Origin of the sequence: Halomicrococcus gelatinilyticus (assembly GCA_024227995.1) — an archaeon.
GTDB classification, from domain to species: domain Archaea; phylum Halobacteriota; class Halobacteria; order Halobacteriales; family Haladaptataceae; genus Halomicrococcus; species Halomicrococcus gelatinilyticus.
In genome coordinates this window covers 230,143-253,740 of record CP100465.1, presented here as the reverse complement: position 1 = coordinate 253,740, position 23,598 = coordinate 230,143, and the positions used below count along the sequence as shown (strand labels likewise).

Below are 23,598 nucleotides of genomic sequence, written 5' to 3'. Positions count from 1 at the left end.
GACCCGTGACGGCTTCAGTGTTCTCGCCGAGGTGGACGGTCCCTGGTTCGACCCGATGCAGCGGTCGGATTTTTAACCCAAGCCGTCCAACCGATAGGTTATGACCGGCATCAGGTACGAAGACTTCCTCGACCTCGACTACGAACCGGCCGCGTCGGACCTGGTCTGCAGCTTCCACGTGGAACCGGCCGCCGACATGGACATGGAGTCTGCCGCCAGCCGCGTCGCCAGCGAGTCCTCCAACGGGACGTGGGCCGAACTGCAGGTCAGCGGGGGCATCACCGACCTCAGCGCGACCGCGTTCGACATCGACGGCTCTCGCGTGCAGGTCGCCTACCCCGACGAACTGTTCGAGGACGGCAACATGGCGCAGGTGCTGTCCTGCATCGCCGGCAACATCATGGGCATGAAGGCCGTCGAGCGCATCCGCCTGCTCGACTGCGAGTGGCCCGAACCGCTCGCGACGACGTTCCCCGGCCCCCAGTTCGGCACCAGCGTCCGCAACGACATCTTCGACGCGGGCGACCGCCCCATCACCGCGACGGTGCCGAAGCCGAAGGTCGGCCTCTCGACCGACCAGCACGCCGAGATCGGGTACGAGGCCTGGACCGGCGGCATCGACCTGCTCAAGGACGACGAGAACCTCACCGACCAGGCGTTCAACCCCTTCCACGACCGCCTCACCGAGAGCCTCGCGCAGCGCGACCGTGCCGAGGAGGAGACGGGCGAGCCCAAGAGCTACCTCGTCAACATCACGGCGGACGCGAACACGATGCTCGACCGCGCCGACGCCGTCGCCGAGCAGGGCTGCGAGTACGTGATGGTCGACGTCGTCACGACCGGGTGGGCCGCCGTACAGTCGGTACGAGAGCGCTGCGAGGAGCTCGGGCTCGCCATCCACGCCCACCGCGCGATGCACGCCGCCTTCGACCGCGTCGAGAACCACGGCGTCTCGATGCGCGTCCTCGCACAGATCGCCCGTCTCGTGGGCGTCGACCACATCCACACCGGCACCGCCGACCTCGGCAAGCTCGAGAACGAGGACACGGAGGGCATCAACGAGTGGCTCTACGCCGACCGCTACGGCATGAACGACGTGCTGCCGATGGCGTCCGGCGGTCTCCACCCGGGCCTCGTCCCGGAACTGATGGACCGCGTCGGGACGAACGTCGGCATCCAGGCCGGCGGCGGCGTCCACGGCCACCCGGACGGCACCCACGCCGGTGCGAAGGCGCTCCGGCAGGCAATCGACGCGACGATGGACGGCGTCCCGGTCGAGGAGTACGCCGAGGACCACTCCGAACTCGCGACGGCGCTGGAGAAGTGGGGCACCGAGACGCCCCGGTAGCTATATCCGCTCGACGAGTGCCTCGTCGCGGCCCCGAACGCGGACGGTCTCGGTCCGCTGTTCCAGCGAGCACGCGTCGTCGAGTTTGCTCTCGTTCTCGGCGTAGAGCGTGAACAGTTCGTCGTCGGCCTCGACCTCCTGTCCGACGCGGCGGTGGAGATACAGCCCCGCGCCCGCGTCCTTCGGCGCACCGGCGCGGCGCGCGATGTCGCTGACGAGGCGGTTGTCGACGTGCGTGACGACGCCGCCACGGTCGGCGCGGACGACCGCCCGCTCGCTCCCAGGTTGCAGGTCGTCGGTCGTCACGTCGGGGTCGCCGTTCTGCGCCGCGACGATGTCACGGAACCTCGACAGTGCGCGCCCCGAATCGAGGACGTCCTCGGCGTCCTCGCCGGCGTCGCAGGCGTCGAGCAGGATGTCCGCGAGGCGGATGCTCTTGAGGCGGAGGTCCTCCGGGCCGTCGCCCTGCAGTACGGCGAGGACGTCCCGGGCTTCGAGGACCGGGCCGATGCCACGGCCGATGGGCTGGGTCCCCTGCGTGATGGTACACTCGACGCGCATGCCGGCGTCCTCGCCGACGCGCCGGAAGTCCTCGGCGAGTTCGCGGGCGTCGTCGAGGCCGTGGACCTTCGCTCCCTCGCCGTAGGGGACGTCGATGAGGACGTGCGTCGACCCGGCACTGCGCTTTTTCGACAGCACGGAGGCGATGACCTGTCCCGGCGGGTCGATGGACAGCGGTGTCAGCGCGCGGATTATCTTGTCGTCGACCGGCGAGAGATTCACCGACCCGCCCCAGACCATGCAGCCGTTCGTCTCCGCGACGATGTCCCTGATGTCCGCCAGCGAGAACGAGACGTCGCAGAACACCTCCATCGTGTCGGCGGTGCCGGCGGGCGACGTCACCGCCCGCGAGGAGGTCTTGGGAATCTTGACGCCGGCGGCGGCGACGATGGGGACGACGATGGGCGTCACCCGGTTGCCGGCGACGCCGCCGATGGAGTGCTTGTCGGCGACCAGTTCGTCGCCCCAGTCGATGGTCTCGCCCGCGACCGTCATCGCGTCGGTGAGGTGCATCGTCTCGGACAGCGACATGCCGTTCGCGTAGGTCGCGGAGACGTACGCCCCGAGTTCCACGTCGCTCAGGCGGTTCTCGTTGATGTCGGAGACGATGGTCTCCAGTTCGTCCGCCTCCAGTTCCACGTCGTCGAGTTTCTTGCGCACGTATCGGACCGAGTCGGGTTGCGGTGCGAGCGTGACGTCGACGCGTCCGTCGATGTGCGCGAGCCGTTCAGTTACGCCCATCGTTCCCTCCGGGACGAGCCCCTCGGTCACCTCCACGATGCCGATGGTCGTCCCACCGTTCCATCGTATCTGGACCCTGTCGAGCGGGTTGACGCCGAGGTCCTCGGCGTCGACGGCGTTGAGGAGGACCTCCGGGCGGCGAGTACCGATGTCGATCTCGACCGTATCGAACTCCATGTCGGTGGTTCGAACGGGGGCCGTATAAATACGCCCACGAAGCAGGCGGAGAAGCAGTCCGACCGAACGGTCGGCTACGCTTCGACGTCGTCGTCGACGCCCGGCGCGTGGTCGACGCTCACGTCGTCCGGTTCCTCGCCGCCGCCGACGCGGATCTCGCCGTCACCGCCCTCCACGTACACGTCGTCCGCGAACCCGCCGACAGCGTGGGGGTGCTCTGGGTCGTCCAGTTTCTCCGGCGTCGACGGTGCTTCCGGCAGGTCCGCGGGTTCGAACTCCCCGAGCGGGTCGGCGATGGTGATGCCGTGGCGCTCGAAGAACGTCTCGTAGCGCTCGTAGTGCTCTTCGAGTTCGTCGCTGGGGAACTCCATCATCTCCGTCCAGCCGTGGTTGTAGAAGTCGAAGTTGGCCTGGACGTGGGTGATCTCGCGCGCCTCCGCCTCCGGCGCGCCCTCCTGGAGCGCGACGAGGTAGGTGTCCATCGTCGCGTCGAAGAACGCGTCGAGGTGGTCGCGGCGCTCCTCGCGGTGTGCCTCGTCGGCACGTCCGATGAAGATTCCCGTGTGCAGGTCGACGAGTTTGTCGCTCACCACGTCGCTGACCACGGGGAGTTCCAGCGCCTTCTTCGAGGCCCAGTGGCGGACGTTCTGGCGTATCTTCATGCGCGAGGGTTGGGACGCGGACGTCTTCAACCTCCCGGCTCTCGGACCCTTCTCCGATGGTTCGCCCTCGCGACCGCCCGAGATCGATACGGTCGAAAAAGCGGACCACCCCTCTGGGACAAATGATGATGTAGTGGGTAACTATTGGGGTGATGAGTGACGTTATCGAGGTCAACGGACGGATAGATTAGGACACTATGTAGAGTTCACATATAAATTCCCGACCGATATGGGGAGGAATACTTTGACTCTACAGTCAGAAATTCACAAAACAATGCCCTGAGCGACTTCAACAATTACCAGCAAACATTTGGCCTTTCAAACTATGTTTCTGAAAACCCTGATTCAATGTCGACTTCAGAAAAGAAGAGACATGGTATTGAGAAAGAACCAGCTGCCAAATCTAGAGCGGCAATGGCGTCCGATAAAGATATAAATCCCCAGGAACCAGTTTACGTAGCTAAAAATCCCTCAGTGAAAATAAAAAGCTGTAGCCTTATTCACACCTTTTAACATAAATACTTATATTATCTTCTACTATGAATATATCTACATAAGAGCATTTATAATATGAACTTCTGGTGATTTTCAATGATGTTGAAGCGTTTGTCTCGATATTCATGACCTCGATTCTGTACTTCCCAAGGTCTTGCGGTAAGTCGTTAATAATTGTCGGTTGAGCTACTCGATCAACTTTCTTCTTAACATCGTATACGTTTTCAAGTATACTGTTGCCGTCCTGTGTAACCGCCAATTTTATTTTGGCTTTTTCGATTGGGTCGAAATTCACTAGTCTGATTTTATCTAATCGAACTCCATCAGGGGTGGTGCTCCCGAAGCAGCCACTAAGCGCCCCACTTATCCCAAGAGCCATCAAAGATTTATTAAATGTACGCCGATTTAGAGCCATTATTATAAATGAATTCTCCCCCGAATATAAATCTGGCTATGATGTGGTCGTTCGCCGTGATCTTCGAACTCATCGACAACCTCGATCATAACTTCAGGGAGAAGAACGTTCCTTAACCGCGAGAGTAAATAGACGCTATTGATTCAGCCCAAACAGCGTTCCGCGTCACTACCACGTATAAGCTGAGACTCGAGACTCTCACGTCGATGTAGTTGGTGATACCCTTGGCTATCTCCTCCGACTCTATACGCTCTAGCCGCTACACATCATAGGAGACATTCACGTCCACAGACTCAGGGTTGGAAGCGAGAATGCCGGCTGTGCAGTTCGCGCAGAGTACATAGGAATATGCCACAATCAAGCGCTCTCCTCCAGATTGTCTTCATTTCGAGGGTCGTCTACAAATCGGTACAGCCCGCGGACCTTCTCGCCGTCGACGTGGACGTGTTCGATCCAGTCGGCGTCGACGAGACTGCCGAGGGCTTCGTTGACGCGTTGCTTCCGGAGGCCGGTTTCAAGGCGGATACGGTGGAGATTTGCGTAGCCCCAGGGACCGTCGCCCGCGCGGCCGCGTTTGAAGACATCGAGGACCTGTTCTTGGTTGTCACCTGGGTCGAATCGAGTGGTAACATTGCTGTCAGCTTTTATACTACACCGGCCGCTACGCCATCGCATGGAGAAGACGGTGTTCAGACGCGAGAACCGCGGCGACGACGCCGTGGCGGCGACCGGCGTCCTGACACGGCACGCGAATCACGACCACGTGCAGTTGGACGGCGTCGTCGCGCCCGGCGACACGCCGAAGGCGCAGGCGGACCGCGCGCTCTCGTTCGCCGACAGGTTCCTGCGTGAATACTGCGACGGGCGGCTGGCGGACGTGACCATGATTCGGCACTTCGTCCGCGAGGACCTGCTACCCGAGGCGGAGTTCGAGATCGGCGAGGCGTGTCGCGACCACTTCGAACCGCCGGAGCTGCCCGGGACGGTGATGGTCGGCGTGAGCGACGTGGTCGGCGGCGACCACGCTGTCAAGATAGAGATGGAAGCGCGGATACCGCACGAGCGCGAGGAGACGGAGGTGGTGGAACTGCCGCCGCCACCGGGGTACACCACCAGCGCGGACCGGACCGAGTGAACTCCCGGACGCTCACTCGCGCAGGTACTCGGGGTCGTCGAACGGTTCGTCCTCGCCCTCGACGGCGGTCACGTCGAGCGCGGTCACCTCGGCGCCGACGCCGAGCACGCCCGCGACGCTCGGCTCGGTGCGCCCCTCGTCGCCGCTGACGAGTTCCTTCACGTAGAGGCCGCCCTCGCCGTGGACCTCCAGTTCGCCGTGGCGTTCGTCCTCCAGGTGGCCGTCGATGTCGTAGACGGTGCGCTCGCGCGTCCGGCTGGCCCGGCGGTGGTCGACGCGGTTCGGGGTGTACTGCTCCACCGTCGTCCCGTCGAGTTCTGCGACGGCGTCGGCGAGCGCGTCGGCGTCGACGGGGGCGTCGAACTCGACGTCCATCCGGTAGGTCTTGCTCGCCGGCAGTTCCTTCACGCGCTCGACCATCTCGTGGGTGGCGAGGCGGAGCCCCTCGACCTCGACGGCGCCGTCCGCGAACTCGTTGATCTCGCGTTCGAGGGCGTCCGTCTCGGGGTTGCGCTTGCGGGGACGCTTCACCTCGACGACGAACGGTCGACCCGTCCCCAGCATCAGCGCGTCGACGTCCTCGCGGCCGGCACCGTGGAAGAGCGCCTCGTCGCCGTCCATCGCGTCGAGAATGGGCGGCGTGGTCAGCTGTTCGACGCTCTCCTCGTACATGTAGCCCGACCCGCCGCAGTGGTCGCAGGGCTCCTCGCCGCCGCCTTCCGCGAGCTGCTTGCCGGAGCCGCCGCACTCCCGGCAGGGCCACTCCGTCTGGGGGATGTCGCGTTCGAGCTTGCGGTAGCGGCCGTAGACGAAGGCGGGGTTGACCTGCACGTCGACGGCGTGTGAGGAGAGGTCGCCCTCGAACGGCGCAGCTTCGAGGTCGAGCAGCGCGAGCACGTCGGGGCGGTCGAAGTCCACCTCGGTCCCGGTGAGCCTGCCGACGCGCTTGCCGACCTCGCGGTTGAACGCCGACTTGAACAGCTCGCCGGCGTCCTCCGGCAGGTCGGCGGCGTCGCGCAGCAGCGCCTCGTTCTCCTCGATGAGCGGCGGCGTCCGCGTCCCGACCTGGTACGTCTCGAACTCGACGCCCTCCAGTTGGGCCGCGACCGTCTCGGCCCACTCGTCGTAGCGGTCGGTCTGGCCCTCACAGACCCAGCACTGCTCGTCCGGTTCGGCGAAGTCCTCGTCGTCCTCGAGCGCGACCGCGACCCTGAGGGCGTGGCCGCGGTCGTCGTTCGTCAACCCGAAGCTCCGGTCGGCGAACTGGCGGCCCAGACAGGCGTCACAGACCGGGTCCTCGGCGATGACTCGCCGCGCGGCGGAAAGTACGTCCATACCCGCTTGGTGGGAGGCGCGCGGTAAACCGGTTTCCGATTCGTGCGACCACGCCGGCGGTGCGAACGTTTAAATTCCGTGACGCGACCAGAGCCGACGTCCCATGCGACGGTCGACCACCTGGACGGAACTGCTCGACGAACGGATACTCGAACTGCTGGCCGTCGACGGTCCACTGCGCCCGTCGCGGGTCGCAACCGACGACCGCGTCCCCTGGAAACCCGGCCACGTCGCCGAGCGCTGCCGGCGACTGGCGGCGAACGGACTGGCTCGCCACGTCGGCGACGACGCCTACGCCATCACGGACGACGGCGAGCGGTATCTCGACGGCCGGACCGCCGGGACGTCACGACCGACCGTCGCGAAGGAGTAGAAACCGCCAAGTCGACCCCACGACACGACTCGACCATGCGAGTCGGCGTGGGTAGCACGAATCCGGTGAAGGTCGCGGCGACGGAGGCAGCGCTCGAAGGACGAACCGACGCGACGGTCGACTCGGTCGACGTGGCGTCGGGCGTCCCCGAACAGCCGTTCGGCGACGCCGAGACGGTCGAAGGAGCGGAGAACCGCGCCCGGCGCGCGCTCGACGCCGGGTACGACCTCGGCGTCGGACTGGAGGGTGGCGTCGCCGAGGTCGGCGACGTCGACGGGCTCTACCTCGTCATGTGGGCCGCGGTGACGGACGGCGAGACGATCGGACGGGGGAGCGGCCTCCGTCTGCGTCTCCCGGACGGCGTGGCCCGGCGCGTCCGGGGCGGCGAGGAACTCGGCCCTGTGATGGACGACGTGCTGGGCGAGTCGAACGTGGCGAAGAAGATGGGAGCGGCGGGCGTGTTGACGGACGGTATCGTCGACCGCGAGACGGCGTTGGCCGGTGCGCTCGCCGGAGCGCTCGGCCCGTTCGTCACGGACCGGTACTAGTCGTCGAGCGACGCGGGGTCGGAGTTGGCTGCGACGTCGGTGCCTTCCTCGACCGCCGTGGTCAGCGAGACGTTGAGGGAGAACATCGACCCGACGCCGCCGACCAGCGTCACGACGTTCTTCACGGCGTGGTCGAGGATGGCCGCGCCGACGGCGATCTCCCAGCCGATCGGCGTCAGTCCCCAGACGAACACGGTGAACGCAGCCTCGTAGAGGCCGACGCCGCCGGGCGAGAGCGGCAGCACCTTCGCGAGGTTCCCGACGCTCACCGCGAAGAACCCGACCGTGACGAGCGTCACCGGGGCGAGCGAGACCGAGGGGAACGCGACGAGTACCAGCAGCGCCGTCACGACGTCGAGCGACCAGATGGCGAGGCTGCTCGCGCCGACGCGGAAGAACGCCTCGCGGTCGTTGGCGACCGTCTGGACGTCGCCGACGAACTGCTCGACGATGCCGGCCACGTAGTCCGCGTAGGAGTCGGTGCTGACGTACTGGACGACGCCCCGGACGAGGTTCCGGTCGGAGCGGGCGCTGGCGACGATGGCGACGACGGCCGCGATGGCCGCGGCGCCCACGCCACCGGCGACGGCGACCGCCATGCGAGCGGCCTCGCCCTCCTTCGCACCGGTGACCGCCTCGACGAGCTGGGCGGCCTCTCCCGAGATGGTCAGCCCGAGCAGCACGGTGCCGGCCATGACGGTGATCGTCAGCAGGTCGAACACGCGCTCGACGGCTAGCGAGGCGAACCCCGTCGGGTAGGGGATCCCCCGGCGAGCCTTGACGACGTAGGCACGGACTGCGTCGCCCGCACGCGCCGGAAAGACCAGGTTACCGGTCTGACTGACGAACACAGCGCCGGTGAGGAATCCCAGGCTCTCCGTGTATCCCAGTTCCTCCAGGATGTCGCGGTAGCGAGCGCCGCGCAGCGGCCACGAGAGAACGTAGACGACCGCCGCTGCCCCGACGAGCAGTGGGTTGGCGCTGCTCATCTCCGCGAGCACGCGCTCGACCGGCAGGTAGACCGTCATCAGCGCGACGGCGACGACGGTCAGCAGGACGCCTACGGCCATGGAGACGCGGCGGGTGGCACGCGGCTGGACGGCGAACTCCCACCAGCAGCGGAGTATCTGGCTCCCCATCCCGAACACGTCACGCACCAGGTCGACCTTGGTGTCTCCCTTCGGCGTCCAGTCCACTGCGAACTCCTTGACGTCGTAGCCACGGCGCTGTGCGCGCACGAGCACCTCGGTGTCCCAGAACCAGTGTTCGTCCTCGACGTCCGCCAGCAGGTCGAACAGGGCGGCGCGGTCGAACGCCTTGAATCCGCACTGGTGGTCGCGCATCTCGGAGCCGAGGAACAGGCGCGTCAGGCCGTTGAACCCCCGGCTCGCGACGTCGCGCTTGGCCGGTCGACTGGCCTCCTCGCCCGGCATCCACCGGGAACCCGTGGCGACGTCGTAGTCGCCGGACCTGATGCTCTCGACGAGCTCCTCCAGGTGTTTCATGTCCGTCGCGAGGTCGGTGTCGAAGTAGACCAGAGTGTCGCCGTGTGCGGCCTCGAACGCGGCGTTCAGGGCGCCGCCGCGCCCGAGGCGCTCGTCGCTGTGGAAGTGTCGAACGCGTTCGTCCTCGGCGGCCATCCGGTCCGCAATCTCTGGCGTCCTGTCGTCACAGCCGTCCTCAGCGACTATGACCTCGAAAGTGTTGGAGGGCAGGAACGATTCCAGCGTGTCGAGGGTCGTCTCGACGGTGTTTTCGATGGTCGCCTCCTCGTTGTAGGCGGGGAGAACGACACTTACCTCTACTGAACCACCGCTCATTACGTTCACCTCTCACCCTCGCTCCGTAAGTAGCTTCTGCCCTCCATTGAGGTCCAATGACCGCCTCGTCGTGCGAACGGCTGTCACCGAGAGTGGGCGCCGGTACCTCCGCGTGGCGGAGCGACCACCGCTGTCCACCGTCTCCGAGCGTCGCCGCCGGCCGCCCGTCTCCCGCGTCGACGACGGTGTGATTCTCGCGCACGCAACGCTTTGCCCCGGTCCTATCACGGCCGGTAGAAGGTTCGCCGCAGGAAAAGACCGACAGACAGAGCAGCAGAGAACAGACTGGCGGTGGTTAGATAGCTTCCTCTGATGCCTCGTCGACCGAGCAGTCGGTGGCACGAACGGATCCGTCCGCCTCGACGACGACGTCGCACCCCGCGAAGGTGAACTCGACGTGTCCCGTGGTCATTCGTTCCTTCCCGGTCACCGTCGAGCCGAACAGCGCGTCCAGGGCGTCGGGATCGACGACGTCGTTCAGGGGCGTGTCGATCTCGGTGATCGGAACCCCTCGCTCCCTCGCGACGGCCTCGACGACGGCCGTGCTGACGGCCGAGCTATCTTGTGCAGATGTTACACTACTGCTCATCACTCTATCCTACCGGCCAGTCGGTCATAAGTCCGGCGCTACATCTCAATATGCCATCAGGACGAACAAGCGAAGACGTTTTAGGCACCGCTGTATTAGAACTGATAGATGGTTGAGCGCGGGAACGTGGATGAAAATAAGCGCGCTACCCTCCGGCGCTTCGCTGTTCTCGGAGCAGCCGCACCGCTGACGAAGCTCGCCGATCGCAAGGACGAGCGCAGCGAGGTTCCCGACGCGATAGCGGGCTACGTCGCGACGACGCCCGGCGCACACTTCTCGAAGATTCGTGACGACCTCCAGCTCGGCACCGGCGAGACGCAGCACCACCTCCGCCGCCTCGTTGAGGGCGAGGTCGTCGAGAGCCACCGCGACGGCGACTACCGCCGCTTCTTCCCGGCCGCGCAGTTCTCCGCGTTCGAGCAGGTGGCGCTGTCGTACCTCCGCCGGGACACCGCGCGCGGCATGGTCGTCGAACTCCTCCGGGACCCCGACGCCTCCGGCGGCGACATCGCCGACGCGCTCGACGTCTCGCGCGCCACCGTGAGCAAACACGCCGCCGACCTCGAGGAGATGGGGCTGCTCTCCCGCGAGGACGGCTACGCCGTCGAACGTCCGGAGACGCTCATCACGCTGCTCGTCCGCTACGCCGACTCCTTCGACGCGAACGTGGAATCGTTCGCGTCCGAGGCCGCCGGCCTCATCTCGTTCGATCCCTGAAATTCCTGGCACTCGCTACGACGTCGTCCGTGAGAGCCACGCTTCTGCTCCGACCTCGAAAAGCAACCGCGGGTAGTTCGACGTCGGAGCGGGACGCTCCCGACGACCGCTACTCCTCGTCGGATTCGGACCGTTCTTCCTCGCCGTCCGTACCGTCACCGCTCTCCGGTTCCGGGCCGGTGTCGTCTTCATCCGCCTCCGGTTCCTCCTCGACGCTGATGCTGACCGGCTCGGTCTCGGCTTCGGTCTCGGCTTCGCCTTCGAGGTGCCGGTCGAGGTTGAACACGGTGTTGAGTTCGCTCTGGACCTGGTCGACGATGCCGCCGACGAGGTCGCTCGGAGCGATGGCGGTGTACTCGTAGGGGTTGTTGCCGGCGCCGGCGCTCTCGCGCTTCTCGCGATCGACCTTCTCCTCCTCGTGGAGTTCCGCCAGCGACTCCCTGACGGTGCTCGGGTAGAGGCCGGTCCCCTCCGCGATCTCCTCGCTCGTGCTTCCCGGATTCTGTCGGAGGTAGACGTAGATGCGCGCGCGGGTTTCGGTGTCTAACACCCACGACAGCAGGTCCACGATCCCCTGGTCGAAGCCCTCGACCGCTCGGTCGGCCCCCTCTCCCAGTCGCTTCCGACCGCGCGAGAGTCGTTCGTCGGCGTCGCCCGGCACGTCCTCGCTCGGCTCCCCCGTCTCCACGGGAATCTCCTCCCCGGTTCGTTCGGTCTCGTCTGTGACGTCGTCCCCGGACATTGTCGTTCTCAGAACGACAGAAGTCGGTGACGGATAAAAAAGTTATCTAGAGGAGCAGCGACCGACAGAGCGCCGCGAACCCCTCTTCCTCGCGGAGCCGACGCTGGCGGGTCGCGCCGCTGTCGCTCTCGTACACGTCGCGGATGCCGGAGACGCCGAGGCGGTCGCACTCCCGGTCGACCACCTCGCCGAGCGACACCTCGCCGTCGCAGTCCCGGCGGATGAACGAGGCGTCGTGGCCGTGCCGCATCGCCCGCCACTTGTTCTCGTCGAGGAGTTCGCGACGCATCGAATCGCCCGACTCGCCGTCGCGGTACCGTTCCGCGAGGTCCACGACGAGTGCGTGGGTGTACTCGACGAACGCCATCACGCGCTCGGGGTCAGCCTGCCCGTCCGGCACCCGGACCTCCACCGTCCCGTGGCCGGAGTGTGGTCGCACGTCGTACCAGAGCTCGCCCCTGTCGTTGATGGAACCGGTCTCGACCATCGTCTCCTCGAAGCGCGCGAACGCCTCGTAGGAGTCGAACGCGGTGGGCATCCCCGTGTTCGGCAGCGCCTCGAATATCTTGGCGCGCGCCGACTCCAGCCCCGTGTCGTACCCGTTCCAGTACGGCGAGTTGGCCGACAGCGCCAGCATCACCGGCAGGTACCAGCGTATCTGGTTCGACACCCAGACCGCGGCGTCGGCGTCGTCCACGCCGACGTGCACGTGGAGGCCGGCGGTGGTGTTGCGGTGTTGCGGGTACTGGATGCGGTCGAGCTGGGCTCGGTAGCGCGGCTTGTCGGCGTGTTCGAGTTCGCGCCACTTCGCGCCCGGATGGAGCCCTGCGCCGGCGATGCCGAACCCGTGGTCGCCTGCGTAGTCGACGAGCGCGTCGCGGACGGCACGGACCTGCTCTCCGGCAGCGTCGATGGTGGTCTTCGGCGTCTGGGTCTCGATGACGCACTTGAAGAGTTCGTGGTCGAGACGGCCGTCCAGGAGTTCGGGCGGGTCGTGCTCGTAGACGAGTTCGTCGGTACCCGCGGTCGGGACGCCCCGGTCGTCGACGACGTAGAACTCCTCTTCGACCCCCAGAGACCCCATCTCGGTGAAGTTCTCTGCCGAACCCAACTCCATTTTCCGGATGGTAGCCGCTCACCGGGTAAATAGTTCCGGGAGACGGCCGCGCCTACCGGAGAGTTCCACCGGAGGGCTTCGTCCCGGCCGCACGACGTGTCGGGGGACAGACGGACCGCTAGCGGGGGACGGCGACCACGCCGAGGTGGTCCTCGTGGAACGGTGCGAGTTCCGTCGTCTCCAGGATCTCGTACTCCTCGCGGAGGTCCGCGAGCACGAGGTCGTACACCTCCGCGGGGTCGCTGGCGACGTCCTCGCTGCGGGCCTTGATGGCGGCGAGCAGGAGTCCGTCGCGGTGGAGGAACCGGCGGTTCTCGCACGCGACGCGAGCCTGCCCGCGGGTCGCGACGTCCTGGACGATGACGTCGACGTCGGACTCGACGACGTGGGCGTACGTCTCCGGCTTCCGCGCGTCCTTCAGCAGCGGAAAGAGGTTGTCGCGTGCCTCGGCGACGTCGAGCAGGTCACGCACTGGCCGCGGTGCGAACTCGACGGCGTACGTCGGCCCGGCGAAGTCGGCGACGTGGCTCGCGGTCGTCCCGCTGGCCGCGCCGAGGTACAGCACCGTCTCGTCGCCTTGCAGCCCCGTATCCATTCCCAGTTCGAGGAACGCGGCGAGCTTCGAGCGGCCCGCGTCCCAGAGCCGCCACTCGCCGTCGGTCGGCTCGCCGTACACCGGCGGCCCCCGGGTCGCGAGTCGCGAACTCCCGTCGAACTCGCGTCGCTGGACGCCCTCGGGGAGACTCACCCGCCGTCACCCCGGTCGCGGATGCCGTCGATGCGCCGGTCGAGCTCCTCGTCCAGTTCCGGCTTGCGCTCCCCCGAGTAGTGGTCGACGCGCGCGGCGATGGCGAGTTTCCCGGAGAGGGTCCGCGCGACTGCGCCGCGCTGGTCCGGCGGTGCGCCGCGGACGTACTCGTGGGTGTAGATGACGCCGTGCTTGGGGGAGGTCGCGTGGCCGCGGAGGTGGGCGAACAGGGCGTCCTCGGCCCCGAGCACCTGTACCGTCCCGCCGGGCATCTTCGCCAGCGATTCGAGGTCGCCGGCGAGCGCGACAAGGCGTGCCGCCAGCACCGGTCCCGCGAGCGCCGCGAGGTTGGGCGCGACCTCCGGCGCCTGGCGCTCGACGAACGCCCGGAGCGCGTCGCGCTCGTCGGCCAGGTCGGCGACCCGCTCCGCCAGCGAGACGAGCTGACGGTCGACGGGCGTCTCCGGCTCCCTGGTCGCGAGTTCCCGCGCGTACTCGACGCCAGTCCCGGCGTCCGGGTAGCGGGTGCCGGCCCACTCGGCGACGCGCTCGGCGAGTTCGTTCGCCTCCGTCTCGCAGTCGTCCATGGACCGGATCGCGTGCACGAGCTGGCGGTCGTCGGCCCGTTCGCGCTCGGCGACCGCCTCGCGGGTCGCCCGGAGCGTCGCCTCGCGCAACGCCGCGTAGTAGTCCGCTTCGTCGTCGGCGAAGCCGGCCTCGACCGCCAGACGCGGCCAGTCGGCCGGTGCCTCGGCACGTCCCTCGCGGATGGCCGCCGTGCCGGCCTCGTCGTCGCCGGCCTCGACCCCCGCGAACCACCCGTCGTCCGCCTCTGTCATGGTCGAGGGTTGTGCGCCTTCTCGTTTAAACCTGAGCTATTCGTCGCCCGGGGATGCGCGATGCACGACGCTCGCCAGAACGGTGGAAGACGGAACGGCGTCGAAAGGAGATGTGCCAGCGCCGCGTTACGTCTCGAACTGCAGCGTCCGGGTGGTGGATTCGCCGTCCACCGTCGTCGTCGCCTCGACCTCCGCCGGCTCGCTGCCGCGGGGAAGCTCCCACTCGGCGGTGAGCCGTGTGCGGTCGCCCGGTTCGATGGTCTCCGTCTCGCGAACGCCGTCGACCCGGATGTCGCCGCCGGTCACGACGGGACCGAGGGCGAACGTCGCCGGTGCGTCGCCGGCGTTGCGGAAGTCGACCTTCGCGACGAACTTCCGGTCGCGCTGGGTCGCCTCCACGAACCGCTCGACCTGGGGCGTCTCCGACAGCAGGTCGTCGGCACCGCCGTTCGCGAGCGACAGGGTCGTCGCGTCGCCCTCACCGCCACCGCCGAACTGTTCGTCGAGCATGCCGAGCAGCGTCGCGCTCTCGACGGCGATCGGGATGCCGATTCCGCCGCCGACGAGCACGCGGATGATGGTGCGTCGGCTTATCCCCGGTTGCTCGTTCTCCGTCATGCCGGGATGGGCGGGGAGCCGGGGGTCAACGCCCCGTCGAGGACCATCGAGCTGAGCGGGACGCCGTACGCGATGATCACCAGTACGATGGCGAGCACGACCCAGACGCGGAAGTTGTCCAGTATCGTCGGACTGTCGTCCGGCCCGGACAGCGGCGCCGGGATGTTCCCGTCGACTGCGACGGTCCCGCGTCGGTCGACCAGCCACGTCCCCGTCATGACGAGCAGGAACATGAACAGGCTGGTGAACAGCAGGATGGCACCGATACCGATCTGGAGCCGGAGTTCGCCGACGCTACCGACTATCGTCTCGAAGTTGACGTTGTTGTACTGCGGTTCGGCGGTCCGGCGCGGGATGCCCGCCAGTCCCCCGCGGTGCAGCGCGTTGGACATCAGGGTCATGCCGACGAACCAGACGTACGGCTGGACCATCGCCAGCCTGCGGTGCTGGAGCCGCTTCCCCGTCACCTGCGGCCACAGCCAGTAGCTGATGGACATGAACGTCAGCGCCGTGGCAGTTCCGACGGTGAGGTGGAAGTGGCCGGGGACCCACGTCGAGTTGTGGACGAGGTAGTTGATGTTCATCCCCGCGTTGATCATCCCGGAGAAGCCGCCGGCCGCGAACATCAGGCCGGCCAGCGCGGACCCGGAGAACGCCGGGTTGTCCCACGGGAGCGCGCGGAGCCAGCCGAGGTAGCCCTCGCCGCCGCGCTGTCGCGCGCCGTGCTCCATGCTGGCGACGACGGTGAACGCGGTCAGGAGGCTCGGCAGCAGCAGGAACATCGTGTTCGTCATCGCGACGAACTTGAACCCGCTCGGGATGCCGGGGTCGAGGTACTGGTGGTGGTACCCGACCGGCGTCGAGAGGATGAGGAACAGCAGGAAGACGACCCGCGCGAGGGGGTCGCTGAACAGTCGCCCACCCGAGAGCTTCGGCAGGATGGTGTACCAGACGAAGTACGCCGGCATCAACCAGAAGTACACCACGGGGTGGCCGAAGAACCAGAACAGCGTCCGCGTCAGCAGCGGGTCGACCGTCTCGATGATGCCGAGCGACCACGGCAGCAGGAAGAACAGCACCTCGACGGCGACGCCCATGGTCGAGATGTACCACATGAGCATGGTGGTCAGCGCCATGAACGTCTGCAGCGGCACCCGCTCGTCGGGGTTCTTCTTGTTCCACGACCGGTACATCCGGAACCAGTCGAGACCGGAGAGCCACGACCCGACGAGGAACATCGCCAGCCCCACGTAGAACAGCGGATGCGCCTGCAGCGGCGCGTAGAACGTGAACAGCACGTCGGCCTTGAACGGCATCGAGGGGACGAAGCCGCCGAGCACCGTCAGCGCCGCAATCGTCGCACCGCTGAACATCAGCGTGAACCAGCCCTTCGTTGCCGTCGCGTTCGGCAGGGGTTCGTCGAGGCTCCTGCTGACGCCCCACGTGAACAGGCCGCTGAGGAAGAAGGTGGTGAAAAACAGCGCCAGGAGCACGCCGTGCCCCGTCAGGACGGTGTAGTAGTCCGAGGAGCTGACGAACCCCCGGAACACGTCCGTCCGGTGGAGCGCCTGTATCATCCCGAACAGGCCGCCGACCAGGAGCGCGCCGAACGATATCGTGAAGTTCAGCCGCACCATCCTGGCGACTTCGGGGCGCTCGTCGACGAACGTCATTCGCCGTCACCTCCCTCGTACTGCGATTTCGGCACCGCGACGAGCTTGCCCTCCATGCCGTGGTGGCCGGAACCGCAGTACTCGTTGCAGAGGATGCCGTACTCGCCAGGCTCGTCGAACCGGACGGTGACCTCGGCGACCTGGCCGGGGATCGCCATCGTGTTCAGGTTCGTTCCGGCGACGTCGAAGCCGTGGATGACGTCTTTGGTCGTCACGTAGAAGGTCACGTTGGCGTCGGTCGGAACCCGGATGGGGTTACCGAACGACCCCGGCGTGTACTGGAACTGGCTGGCGACGACGTAGACGGCGTACTCGTTCGGCCCCGTCTTCTCCACGCCGGGGTCGCCGAACTTCGGATGCTGGTCGAGCTTGGTCGGGTCGACCTCGTCGCCGTCGTCGCTGACCATCTGGATGCCTTCGCCGACGGCACCGTACGTGACGGTGCCGATGAACCCGACGATCAGCAGCAGCGAAAACGCGAGCCAGAGCTTCTCGAACCTGTGTATCTTCATCTATCCCACCACCGTCGGTCCGTTGTTGAGGAACTCGACGAAGTACATGAACGACCACATGAACACGAGGATGGCCGCGTAGATCGCGACCAGCACGAGCGTGCCGATGGGCGTGTACTCGTCGTGCCCGAGCTCACGCACGATGCCATCGTCGAGGTCGACCTCGCCGCGGTCGGCCGCTGGCACGACGTCGTCTTCGGGTACGACGTCGTCTGCGGTGCCACTGCTCATCGCCCCACACCTCCGGGTAGATACGGCAGTCCGCAATGTCTCGATTTCTCGTTTCGTACCATCCTAGCCGGATTTCTGGATGCCACCAGTATATGATGGCCCCCCGATTCTCACTCGCTGGGATTGCGCGTACACCACTTAATCGTCTAGTTCCAACCGGGCGTATGGAGCTATCGAGAACGCAGATACTGCCAGTCCTGGGACTGCTCGCGTTGCCGGCCGTCGTCGCCTACGCGATGGGCCGTTCGATGTGGCCCGTCGTCCTGGCCCTGGTGAACGTCGTGCTTATCACCACTGGCCTGTTCTACATGTTCTCCATCTCGCGATCCGAACGCGAAGACGTCGAGGTGGCCCACTGAGATGCGTCGTCGACAGTACCTCGCTCTCGCGGGCGGGGCGAGTGCGACGGCGCTGAGCGGCTGTACCGGGATGCTGTCGTCGGGGAACGGGGACACGCACCTCTCTGCCCCCGACAGGGAGTACGACGCCGAGGACCTCCCGTACCCGGCTCACGGTGCGAAACTGCCGTCGGTGGAGCTCTCGGCCCCGCTGCACGACGAGACCATCTCGACGACGCAGTTCGACGACCGGGACGTCGTGATGACGTTCATCTACACGCACTGCAACACGATGTGTCCGCGGCTCACCTCCGCGCTCCGGAACGTCCAGACCCACAGCGTGAACAACGGGTACGCGGACGACGTCGCGTTCCTCGCCGTCTCCTTCGACCCGAAGCGTGACACCGAGGAGCGCTTCCGGACGTACGCCGAGGAGATGAACGTCGACCTCGACGCCGGGAACTGGTACTTCCTCCGGCCCGAGTCCGAGCAGCGGGCGAAGGAGGTCGTCCAGGAGACGTTCGGCGTGGCCTTCGAGAAGACCCACCCGGAGAACATGGACATGTACATGTTCACCCACAGCGGCGTCGTGCTGCTCGCGAACCGGAAGGGGTACGTCGAACGGGCGTACCGCGAGACGAGCGACGGTTCGCTCGTCTGGCAGGACGTCCGCGACGACCTGAACAAGGTGCGTCAGGCCGAATCATGAACCGACGGCGGTTCCTCGCCGGCGTCGCGGGCGCCGGCGCGCTCGCCGGGGGCGCGTGGCTCGCACGCTCCGACGGGACCGCCGACGCGCTCTCGCCCGTGACGGTCGAGACGCTGGACGCCCGCGGGTCGTCCGCAGGAGATCTGACGCTGTTCGACGGTGGCGTCGCGGTCGTCGACCTGTTCGCGACGACCTGCCCGCCGTGCAAGCCGCAGGTCGGGAACCTCGCGAAAGCCCGCGAAGAACTCGACGTCCGGTTCGTCTCCGTCACCAACCAGGTTCTCGGGGGCACGCTGACGAAAGCGGACCTGCGGAACTGGTGGGCCGAGGCCGGGGGCGACTGGCCCGTCGCCCTCGACGCCGACGGCGCCGTCACGCGGGCGCTCGGCGCGCGGAACCTGCCGTACACCGCAATCGTCGACGGCGACTGGGTCGCCTGGGCCGAGGCGGGGACGACCCCGCCCGAGAAAGTCGTCTCGGCAGTGGAGGAGGTGACGGGATGACCGACGGGGTGGTCGGATGACCGGAGCGGGCGTCGCGGCGTTCGGCGCGGGCGTGGCGACGTTCTTCGCCCCGTGCGCGTACCCGCTGCTCCCGGGCTACGTCGGCTACGTGGCCCGCGAGGGCGACGTCGAGCTCTCCGGCGTCGTCGCGCGCGGGTTCGCGGCGAGCGCCGGCGTCCTGGCGGTGTTCGGTGGCATCGTGGTCGTCCTCGCCGCGGCGGGGCGCACCGCGCTCGGCGCGCTCGCCTACGCCGAACCTGTCGTCGGCGCCGGCCTCGTCGCGTTCGGCGTCGCCGCCGTCCTCGACCGGGTGCCGTCGCTGCACGTCGCGCTGCCGGAGCGCCGGCAGTCGGTCGTGGGGTTCGCGCTGTTCGGCGCGGCGTACGCGGCCGCCGCCGTCGGCTGCTTCCTGCCGGTGTTCGTCGCCACGCTCTCGGGCGCGCTGTCGGTCTCGACGGCGGCGAGCGTCGGCGTCGTCGCCGCCTACGCGACGGGGATGGCGGTGCCGATGCTCGGGGCGACGCTGGCCGTCGGCGTCGGCCTCGACGTCGGTCGCCCCCTGTTCGTTCGTCACGCCGCCCTCGTCCGGCGCGCGGCCGGCCTGGTCGTGCTGCTCGCCGGCCTGGGCCAGCTCGCGCGCTCGGTGGAGGTGATTCCCGGTGTCTGACCCGCTCCTCGTTCCGCTGCACGCCGAAGCGACGACCCCCGAGCAGACGGGCCTGGTCGTCTTCTTCGCGGTGGGGCTGCTCGGCGGCGTCCACTGCATCGGGATGTGCGGCCCGCTCGTCGCGCTGTACGCCGACCGGATGAACACCGGCGACGTGGTGACGTGGCGCGACACGCGCCAGCACCTGCTGTTCAACCTCGGCCGCACGGCCGGCTACGCCGTCGCGGGCGCGCTGCTCGGCGCGCTCGGTGCGCTCGTCGTCGACGCCGCCGCGCTCGTCTCGCTGGCGAATGGCGTTCGCGCGGGCCTCGGACTGCTCGTCGGCACCGCCGTCGTCGCCACGGGCGTCGGCTACCTCGTCCGCGGGAGCGTCGGCGGCCACGACCTCCCGCTCGTCGGCGGTCTGTTCCAGCGCGTCTCCGGCGTGCTGGCCGGCCGCGTGGACCGGTGGGTCGAGGGGCCGACCATCGCGCTGCTGGGCGTCGTCCACGCGGCGCTGCCGTGCCCCATCCTCTACCCGGCGTACCTCTACGCGTTCGCGCGCGGGTCGCCCGTCGTGGGCGCGCTGTCGCTGGCCGCGCTCGGCCTGGGCACCGTCCCGTCGCTGTTCGTCTCGGGGACCGTCGTCCAGTCGCTCGACGCGAACGCGCGGGGGAACCTCCACCGGGTGCTCGGCGTGCTGTTCGTCGTCATGGGGTACTTCCTGCTCGCGCACGGCCTGATGGTGGTCGGCATCGACGTTCCCCATCCGGAACTCCCGATGCCACAGGCGCCGCGCTGACCGCGACGGCCGAACCGACACGTTGACCCCCGTCCGGTGGCATCGCAACGACGAACCAGACGGAACCGAGAACCTCACGAACCATGCCCTGCTCGCTCTGCGACCTGCCGACGCCCGACCCGCCCGTCACCGACGACGACGTCGAGGGGACGTACTGCTGTCGCGGCTGTCTCGAAGTCGCGCGCCGCCTCGGCGACGTCGACGACCCCGAGGAGGTCCGGGACCGCCTCGGCGACGACGACGAACCGATCCCGGAGGACGCCGAGTCGGCGTACCTCTCGGTCGACGGGATGCACTGTGCGACCTGCGAGGCGTTCGTGGAGACGACCGCGGAGGACGAACCGGGCGTCTACGACGTGGACGCCAGCTACGCCTCCGGGATGGCGAAGGTGAGCTACGACCCGCGCCAGCGGAGCAGGTCGGACGTCCCGGACGCGATAAACGGGATGGGCTACCGCGCCCGCGACCTCGACGCCGAGGGCGACACAGAGGAGGACCTCGGACGCCTGCTCATCGGCGGGTTCTTCGGCATGATGACGATGATGTGGTACGTCCTCTTCCTCTATCCCGCCTACTTCGGCCTGGACTCGCAGTACCTGCTCGTCGACATGCAGGGGACGGTCGGCGACTACCTCCTGTGGAACATCTGGGTGATGACGACCGTCGTGCTCGGCTACACCGGCTACCCAGTGCTCCGGGGCGCGTACGTCAGCCTCCGCGCCGGCCAGCCGAACATGGACCTGCTCGTCGCGCTCGCGGCGGGCAACGCGTACGTCTACAGCGGGGCGGCCGTCCTGCTGGGCCGGACGGAGGTGTACTTCGACATCACCGTCGTCGTCGTGATGGTCGTCACCATCGGCAACTACTACGAGGCGCGCGTGAAGGACCGCGTCGGCGGCTTCCTCGAGGACCTGACGCGGGAGCGCGTGGAGACGGCCCGCCGGAAGACCGCCGACGGTACCGAGGAGGTCGCCGTCGGGTCGCTGCGCGCAGGCGACCGGGTCGTCGTCCGCCCCGGCGAGCGCGTCCCCGTCGACGGCACCGTCGTCGAGGGCACCGCGGCGGTCGACGAGTCGCTCGTCACCGGGGAGTCGGTGCCCGTCCGCAAGTCGCCCGACGACGAGGTGCTCGGCGGCACCGTCGTCACCGACAGCGCGCTCGTCCTAACCGTCGACGACGAGGGCGAGAGCACCCTGGACCGCCTCGTCACGCTGCTCTGGGACATCCAGAGCTCCCGCGCCGGCGTCCAGCGGCTCGCCGACCGGCTGGCGGCCGTCTTCGTCCCGCTGGTCGTCCTGCTCGCCGCGGGGACGGGCGTCTGGCGGCTCGTCGCGGGCGCGTCGCCGACGGGCGCCGCGCTGACCGCCCTGGCCGTGCTCGTCGTCTCCTGTCCGTGCGCGCTCGGACTGGCGACGCCGCTCGCGGTCGCGTCGGGGCTCAAGGCGGCGCTCGACCGCGGCGTGGTCGTCACCGACGCATCGACCTTCGAGCGTGCGACCGAGGCCGACGTCGTCGCCTTCGACAAGACCGGGACGCTGACGACCGGCGAGATGGCGGTCGTCGACGCCGCGGACCCCGGAGCGATGGAGCGCGCGGCGGCCGTCGAGCAGTTCTCCTCGCACCCGGTCGGGACGGCGGTCGTCGACCACACGTCGCCGCCGGGGGTCGACGTCACCGACTTCGAGCGCCACCCCGGGCGCGGCGTGAGCGCGGTCGTCGACGGGGAGCGCGTGCTCGTCGGCCACCCGGACCTCTTCGATGCTCACGACTGGACGGTGCCGGCGGACCTGCTCGGCGCCTGCGACGACGCCCGCGCGGACGGTCGGGTCCCCTCGCTGGTGGGCTGGGACGGACGGGCGCGCGCCGTCTTCGTCACGGGCGACCAGCCACGGGACGACTGGGAGGCGGTGGTCGACGAGCTCGCGGCCGTCGAGGACCGTGAGATCGTCGTCATCACGGGCGACGACGAGCGCGCCGCCCGCCGGTTCCGCGAGCACGACGGCGTCGACCGGGTGTTCGCCGGCGTGCCGCCGGAGGGCAAGCGCGAGACGGTCGCCCGCCTCGCCGACGAGGGCACGGTCGCCATGGTGGGCGACGGGAGCAACGACGCCCCGGCGCTCGCCGCGGCGGACGTCGGCATCGCGCTCGGCGACGCCTCGGCGCTCGCGGCCGATGCGGCGGACGTCGTCGTCGCGGGCGGTCGACTCTCGTCGGTACCGGAGACGTTCTCGCTCACGGCCGCGACGCGCCGGCGGATCCGTCAGAACCTGGGCTGGGCGTTCCTCTACAACGTCGTCGCCATCCCGGCCGCGGTCCTCGGGCACATCAACCCGCTCGTCGCCGCGGTGGCGATGGCGACCAGCAGCCTGGTCGTCGTCGGCAACACCGCACGGTCGCTGAAGAAGTAGTCGCAGTCAGCCGCCTCGCGTTACTCCATCCACCACGCCAGCACGACGACGGCGACGAGGAGCGCCGCGAAGAACAGCCCCGACATCGCTCGTCCGGTGATCGTGATACCCGAGCCGAACTCCGACACGAGCAGCGACGCCGCGAGCAGCGACAGGCCGCCAGCGACGACCCAGACGACGCCCATGACGAGACGGATCACGTCGATGCCTTCCTGCTTCCGTGGACCGGGAGTGCCGTATTCTGCCATACTAATCGGTACGGAGTCCGGGTAAAAGAGGGGTCATCCCGATTCCCAGTTCCTGGGATTCCCGGCAACTGGGAATCTGGAACCCGATATTAGTTCTCGGAACGCCGAGTTTTTCGTACGATGTACGATCGCATCCTCATCCCAACCGACGGCAGTGACGGTTCCGGCGCGGCGGTCGACAGCGGCTTCGACCTCGCGCGCCAGTGCGACGCCTCCGTCCACCTGCTCTACGTCGTCGACGACGACGTCTACGGCCACTACGCCGGCGTCGACGCCATCGAGAACGCGGAGCCGGCGCTGGAGGAACAGGGCGAACGGGTGCTGTCGGCGGCCGCCGCGGAGGCCGACGGCGTCGATGTGACGACCGAGATAGTCCGCGGCCATCCGCACGAGGAGATACTCGCGTGCGCCGACGACGTCGACGCCGACCTGGTCGTGATGGGCACCGAACAGCACACCGGCGAGTACCGCCGCCTGCTCGGCAGCGTCACCGAACGCGTGGTCCGCATGAGCGACGGGCCGGTCCACGTCGTCAAGGCCTGACGGCG

28 protein-coding genes are annotated in these 23,598 nt (G+C 67.7%); 12 read left to right on the top strand and 16 right to left on the bottom strand.

The features are described from left to right. The first annotated feature begins 100 nt into the window (after positions 1-100). On the top strand, positions 101-1,348 hold the full coding sequence (gene rbcL, locus NKT36_RS01295) for a type III ribulose-bisphosphate carboxylase (protein ID WP_327052141.1): 1,248 nt from the start codon (positions 101-103) through the stop codon (positions 1,346-1,348). Here rbcL and NKT36_RS01290 read toward each other — a convergent pair whose 3' ends face one another. The 4 genes from NKT36_RS01290 to NKT36_RS01275 all read right to left on the bottom strand — a co-directional run bounded on the left by NKT36_RS01290 (position 1,349) and on the right by NKT36_RS01275 (position 5,074). Continuing rightward, entirely contained in the window at positions 1,349-2,827 is a 1,479-nt protein-coding gene (locus NKT36_RS01290) for an AMP phosphorylase (protein WP_327052140.1), read from the bottom strand. A 74-nt stretch (positions 2,828-2,901) separates the two neighbouring features. Continuing rightward, positions 2,902-3,489: a DUF6149 family protein gene (locus NKT36_RS01285; RefSeq protein WP_327052139.1), complete on the bottom strand. Its 588-nt coding sequence runs from the start codon at positions 3,487-3,489 to the stop codon at positions 2,902-2,904. A gap of 496 nt (positions 3,490-3,985) precedes the next feature. Further along, the gene (locus NKT36_RS01280; protein ID WP_327052138.1) at positions 3,986-4,363 is read right to left on the bottom strand and encodes a hypothetical protein; all 378 of its coding nucleotides are present in this window, start codon (positions 4,361-4,363) and stop codon (positions 3,986-3,988) included. A gap of 393 nt (positions 4,364-4,756) precedes the next feature. Continuing rightward, entirely contained in the window at positions 4,757-5,074 is a 318-nt protein-coding gene (locus tag NKT36_RS01275) for a MarR family transcriptional regulator (protein ID WP_327052137.1), read from the bottom strand. On the opposite strand from NKT36_RS01275, the gene NKT36_RS01270 reads away from it, so the two are divergent. After that, positions 5,073-5,534 (top strand): hypothetical protein, encoded by a 462-nt coding sequence (locus tag NKT36_RS01270; protein WP_327052136.1) that lies wholly within the window; start codon positions 5,073-5,075, stop codon positions 5,532-5,534. The genes NKT36_RS01275 and NKT36_RS01270 overlap by 2 nt on opposite strands. A gap of 12 nt (positions 5,535-5,546) precedes the next feature. Here NKT36_RS01270 and NKT36_RS01265 read toward each other — a convergent pair whose 3' ends face one another. Beyond that, complete coding sequence (locus NKT36_RS01265) at positions 5,547-6,869, bottom strand: tRNA pseudouridine(54/55) synthase Pus10 (RefSeq protein ID WP_327052135.1); 1,323 nt, start codon at positions 6,867-6,869, stop codon at positions 5,547-5,549. Between the two features lie 103 nt (positions 6,870-6,972). Here NKT36_RS01265 and NKT36_RS01260 point away from each other — a divergent pair, with 103 nt between their 5' ends. Continuing rightward, entirely contained in the window at positions 6,973-7,242 is a 270-nt protein-coding gene (locus NKT36_RS01260) for a helix-turn-helix domain-containing protein (RefSeq protein WP_327052134.1), read from the top strand. Between the two features lie 35 nt (positions 7,243-7,277). Further along, the gene (yjjX, locus tag NKT36_RS01255) at positions 7,278-7,790 is read left to right on the top strand and encodes an inosine/xanthosine triphosphatase (RefSeq protein ID WP_327052133.1); all 513 of its coding nucleotides are present in this window, start codon (positions 7,278-7,280) and stop codon (positions 7,788-7,790) included. On the opposite strand, the gene NKT36_RS01250 is transcribed toward yjjX, so the two are convergent. Beyond that, positions 7,787-9,610 (bottom strand): flippase-like domain-containing protein, encoded by a 1,824-nt coding sequence (locus NKT36_RS01250; RefSeq protein WP_327052132.1) that lies wholly within the window; start codon positions 9,608-9,610, stop codon positions 7,787-7,789. The two genes, yjjX and NKT36_RS01250, sit on opposite strands and share 4 nt — an antisense overlap. A gap of 295 nt (positions 9,611-9,905) precedes the next feature. Then, positions 9,906-10,199 (bottom strand): HalOD1 output domain-containing protein, encoded by a 294-nt coding sequence (locus NKT36_RS01245; RefSeq protein WP_327052131.1) that lies wholly within the window; start codon positions 10,197-10,199, stop codon positions 9,906-9,908. A 108-nt stretch (positions 10,200-10,307) separates the two neighbouring features. Between NKT36_RS01245 and NKT36_RS01240 the strand changes: the two genes are divergently transcribed. Further along, complete coding sequence (locus NKT36_RS01240) at positions 10,308-10,916, top strand: winged helix-turn-helix transcriptional regulator (protein ID WP_327052130.1); 609 nt, start codon at positions 10,308-10,310, stop codon at positions 10,914-10,916. Between the two features lie 109 nt (positions 10,917-11,025). On the opposite strand, the gene NKT36_RS01235 is transcribed toward NKT36_RS01240, so the two are convergent. From NKT36_RS01235 to NKT36_RS01200, 8 genes are all read right to left on the bottom strand, one after another. Continuing rightward, positions 11,026-11,658, bottom strand: coding sequence for a winged helix-turn-helix domain-containing protein (locus NKT36_RS01235; RefSeq protein ID WP_327052129.1), 633 nt, complete (start codon positions 11,656-11,658; stop codon positions 11,026-11,028). Between the two features lie 46 nt (positions 11,659-11,704). Continuing rightward, complete coding sequence (locus tag NKT36_RS01230; RefSeq protein ID WP_327052128.1) at positions 11,705-12,775, bottom strand: glutamate--cysteine ligase; 1,071 nt, start codon at positions 12,773-12,775, stop codon at positions 11,705-11,707. Positions 12,776-12,893: 118 nt separating this feature from the next. Next, entirely contained in the window at positions 12,894-13,523 is a 630-nt protein-coding gene (locus tag NKT36_RS01225) for a fibrillarin-like rRNA/tRNA 2'-O-methyltransferase (RefSeq protein WP_327052127.1), read from the bottom strand. Beyond that, the gene (locus NKT36_RS01220) at positions 13,520-14,362 is read right to left on the bottom strand and encodes an NOP5/NOP56 family protein (protein ID WP_327052126.1); all 843 of its coding nucleotides are present in this window, start codon (positions 14,360-14,362) and stop codon (positions 13,520-13,522) included. Before NKT36_RS01220 ends, NKT36_RS01225 begins: the two co-directional genes overlap by 4 nt. A 126-nt stretch (positions 14,363-14,488) precedes the next feature. After that, positions 14,489-14,980 (bottom strand): hypothetical protein, encoded by a 492-nt coding sequence (locus NKT36_RS01215; protein WP_327052125.1) that lies wholly within the window; start codon positions 14,978-14,980, stop codon positions 14,489-14,491. Continuing rightward, the gene (locus NKT36_RS01210) at positions 14,977-16,653 is read right to left on the bottom strand and encodes a b(o/a)3-type cytochrome-c oxidase subunit 1 (RefSeq protein ID WP_327052124.1); all 1,677 of its coding nucleotides are present in this window, start codon (positions 16,651-16,653) and stop codon (positions 14,977-14,979) included. Before NKT36_RS01210 ends, NKT36_RS01215 begins: the two co-directional genes overlap by 4 nt. Further along, entirely contained in the window at positions 16,650-17,165 is a 516-nt protein-coding gene (locus NKT36_RS01205) for a cytochrome c oxidase subunit II (protein ID WP_327052123.1), read from the bottom strand. The genes NKT36_RS01210 and NKT36_RS01205 overlap by 4 nt, the downstream gene beginning before the upstream one ends. Beyond that, the gene (locus NKT36_RS01200) at positions 17,166-17,396 is read right to left on the bottom strand and encodes a hypothetical protein (protein ID WP_327052122.1); all 231 of its coding nucleotides are present in this window, start codon (positions 17,394-17,396) and stop codon (positions 17,166-17,168) included. A gap of 164 nt (positions 17,397-17,560) precedes the next feature. Between NKT36_RS01200 and NKT36_RS01195 the strand changes: the two genes are divergently transcribed. The 6 genes from NKT36_RS01195 (at position 17,561) to NKT36_RS01170 (ending at position 22,802) form a co-directional block, all read left to right on the top strand. Next, the gene (locus tag NKT36_RS01195) at positions 17,561-17,755 is read left to right on the top strand and encodes a hypothetical protein (protein WP_327052121.1); all 195 of its coding nucleotides are present in this window, start codon (positions 17,561-17,563) and stop codon (positions 17,753-17,755) included. 1 nt (position 17,756) lies between these two features. Next, complete coding sequence (locus tag NKT36_RS01190; protein ID WP_327052120.1) at positions 17,757-18,443, top strand: SCO family protein; 687 nt, start codon at positions 17,757-17,759, stop codon at positions 18,441-18,443. Continuing rightward, positions 18,440-18,946, top strand: a complete 507-nt coding sequence (locus NKT36_RS01185; RefSeq protein ID WP_327052119.1) for a TlpA family protein disulfide reductase — start codon at positions 18,440-18,442, stop codon at positions 18,944-18,946. The genes NKT36_RS01190 and NKT36_RS01185 overlap by 4 nt, the downstream gene beginning before the upstream one ends. 16 nt (positions 18,947-18,962) lie before the next feature. Further along, on the top strand, positions 18,963-19,613 hold the full coding sequence (locus tag NKT36_RS01180; protein ID WP_327052118.1) for a cytochrome c biogenesis CcdA family protein: 651 nt from the start codon (positions 18,963-18,965) through the stop codon (positions 19,611-19,613). Then, the gene (locus NKT36_RS01175; RefSeq protein ID WP_327052117.1) at positions 19,606-20,394 is read left to right on the top strand and encodes a sulfite exporter TauE/SafE family protein; all 789 of its coding nucleotides are present in this window, start codon (positions 19,606-19,608) and stop codon (positions 20,392-20,394) included. The genes NKT36_RS01180 and NKT36_RS01175 overlap by 8 nt, the downstream gene beginning before the upstream one ends. 83 nt (positions 20,395-20,477) lie before the next feature. Continuing rightward, entirely contained in the window at positions 20,478-22,802 is a 2,325-nt protein-coding gene (locus NKT36_RS01170) for a heavy metal translocating P-type ATPase (protein ID WP_327052116.1), read from the top strand. A 20-nt stretch (positions 22,803-22,822) separates the two neighbouring features. Here NKT36_RS01170 and NKT36_RS01165 read toward each other — a convergent pair whose 3' ends face one another. Then, positions 22,823-23,050, bottom strand: coding sequence for a hypothetical protein (locus NKT36_RS01165; RefSeq protein WP_327052115.1), 228 nt, complete (start codon positions 23,048-23,050; stop codon positions 22,823-22,825). A gap of 120 nt (positions 23,051-23,170) precedes the next feature. Between NKT36_RS01165 and NKT36_RS01160 the strand changes: the two genes are divergently transcribed. Then, positions 23,171-23,593 (top strand): universal stress protein, encoded by a 423-nt coding sequence (locus NKT36_RS01160; RefSeq protein ID WP_327052114.1) that lies wholly within the window; start codon positions 23,171-23,173, stop codon positions 23,591-23,593. Positions 23,594-23,598: the final 5 nt, after the last annotated feature.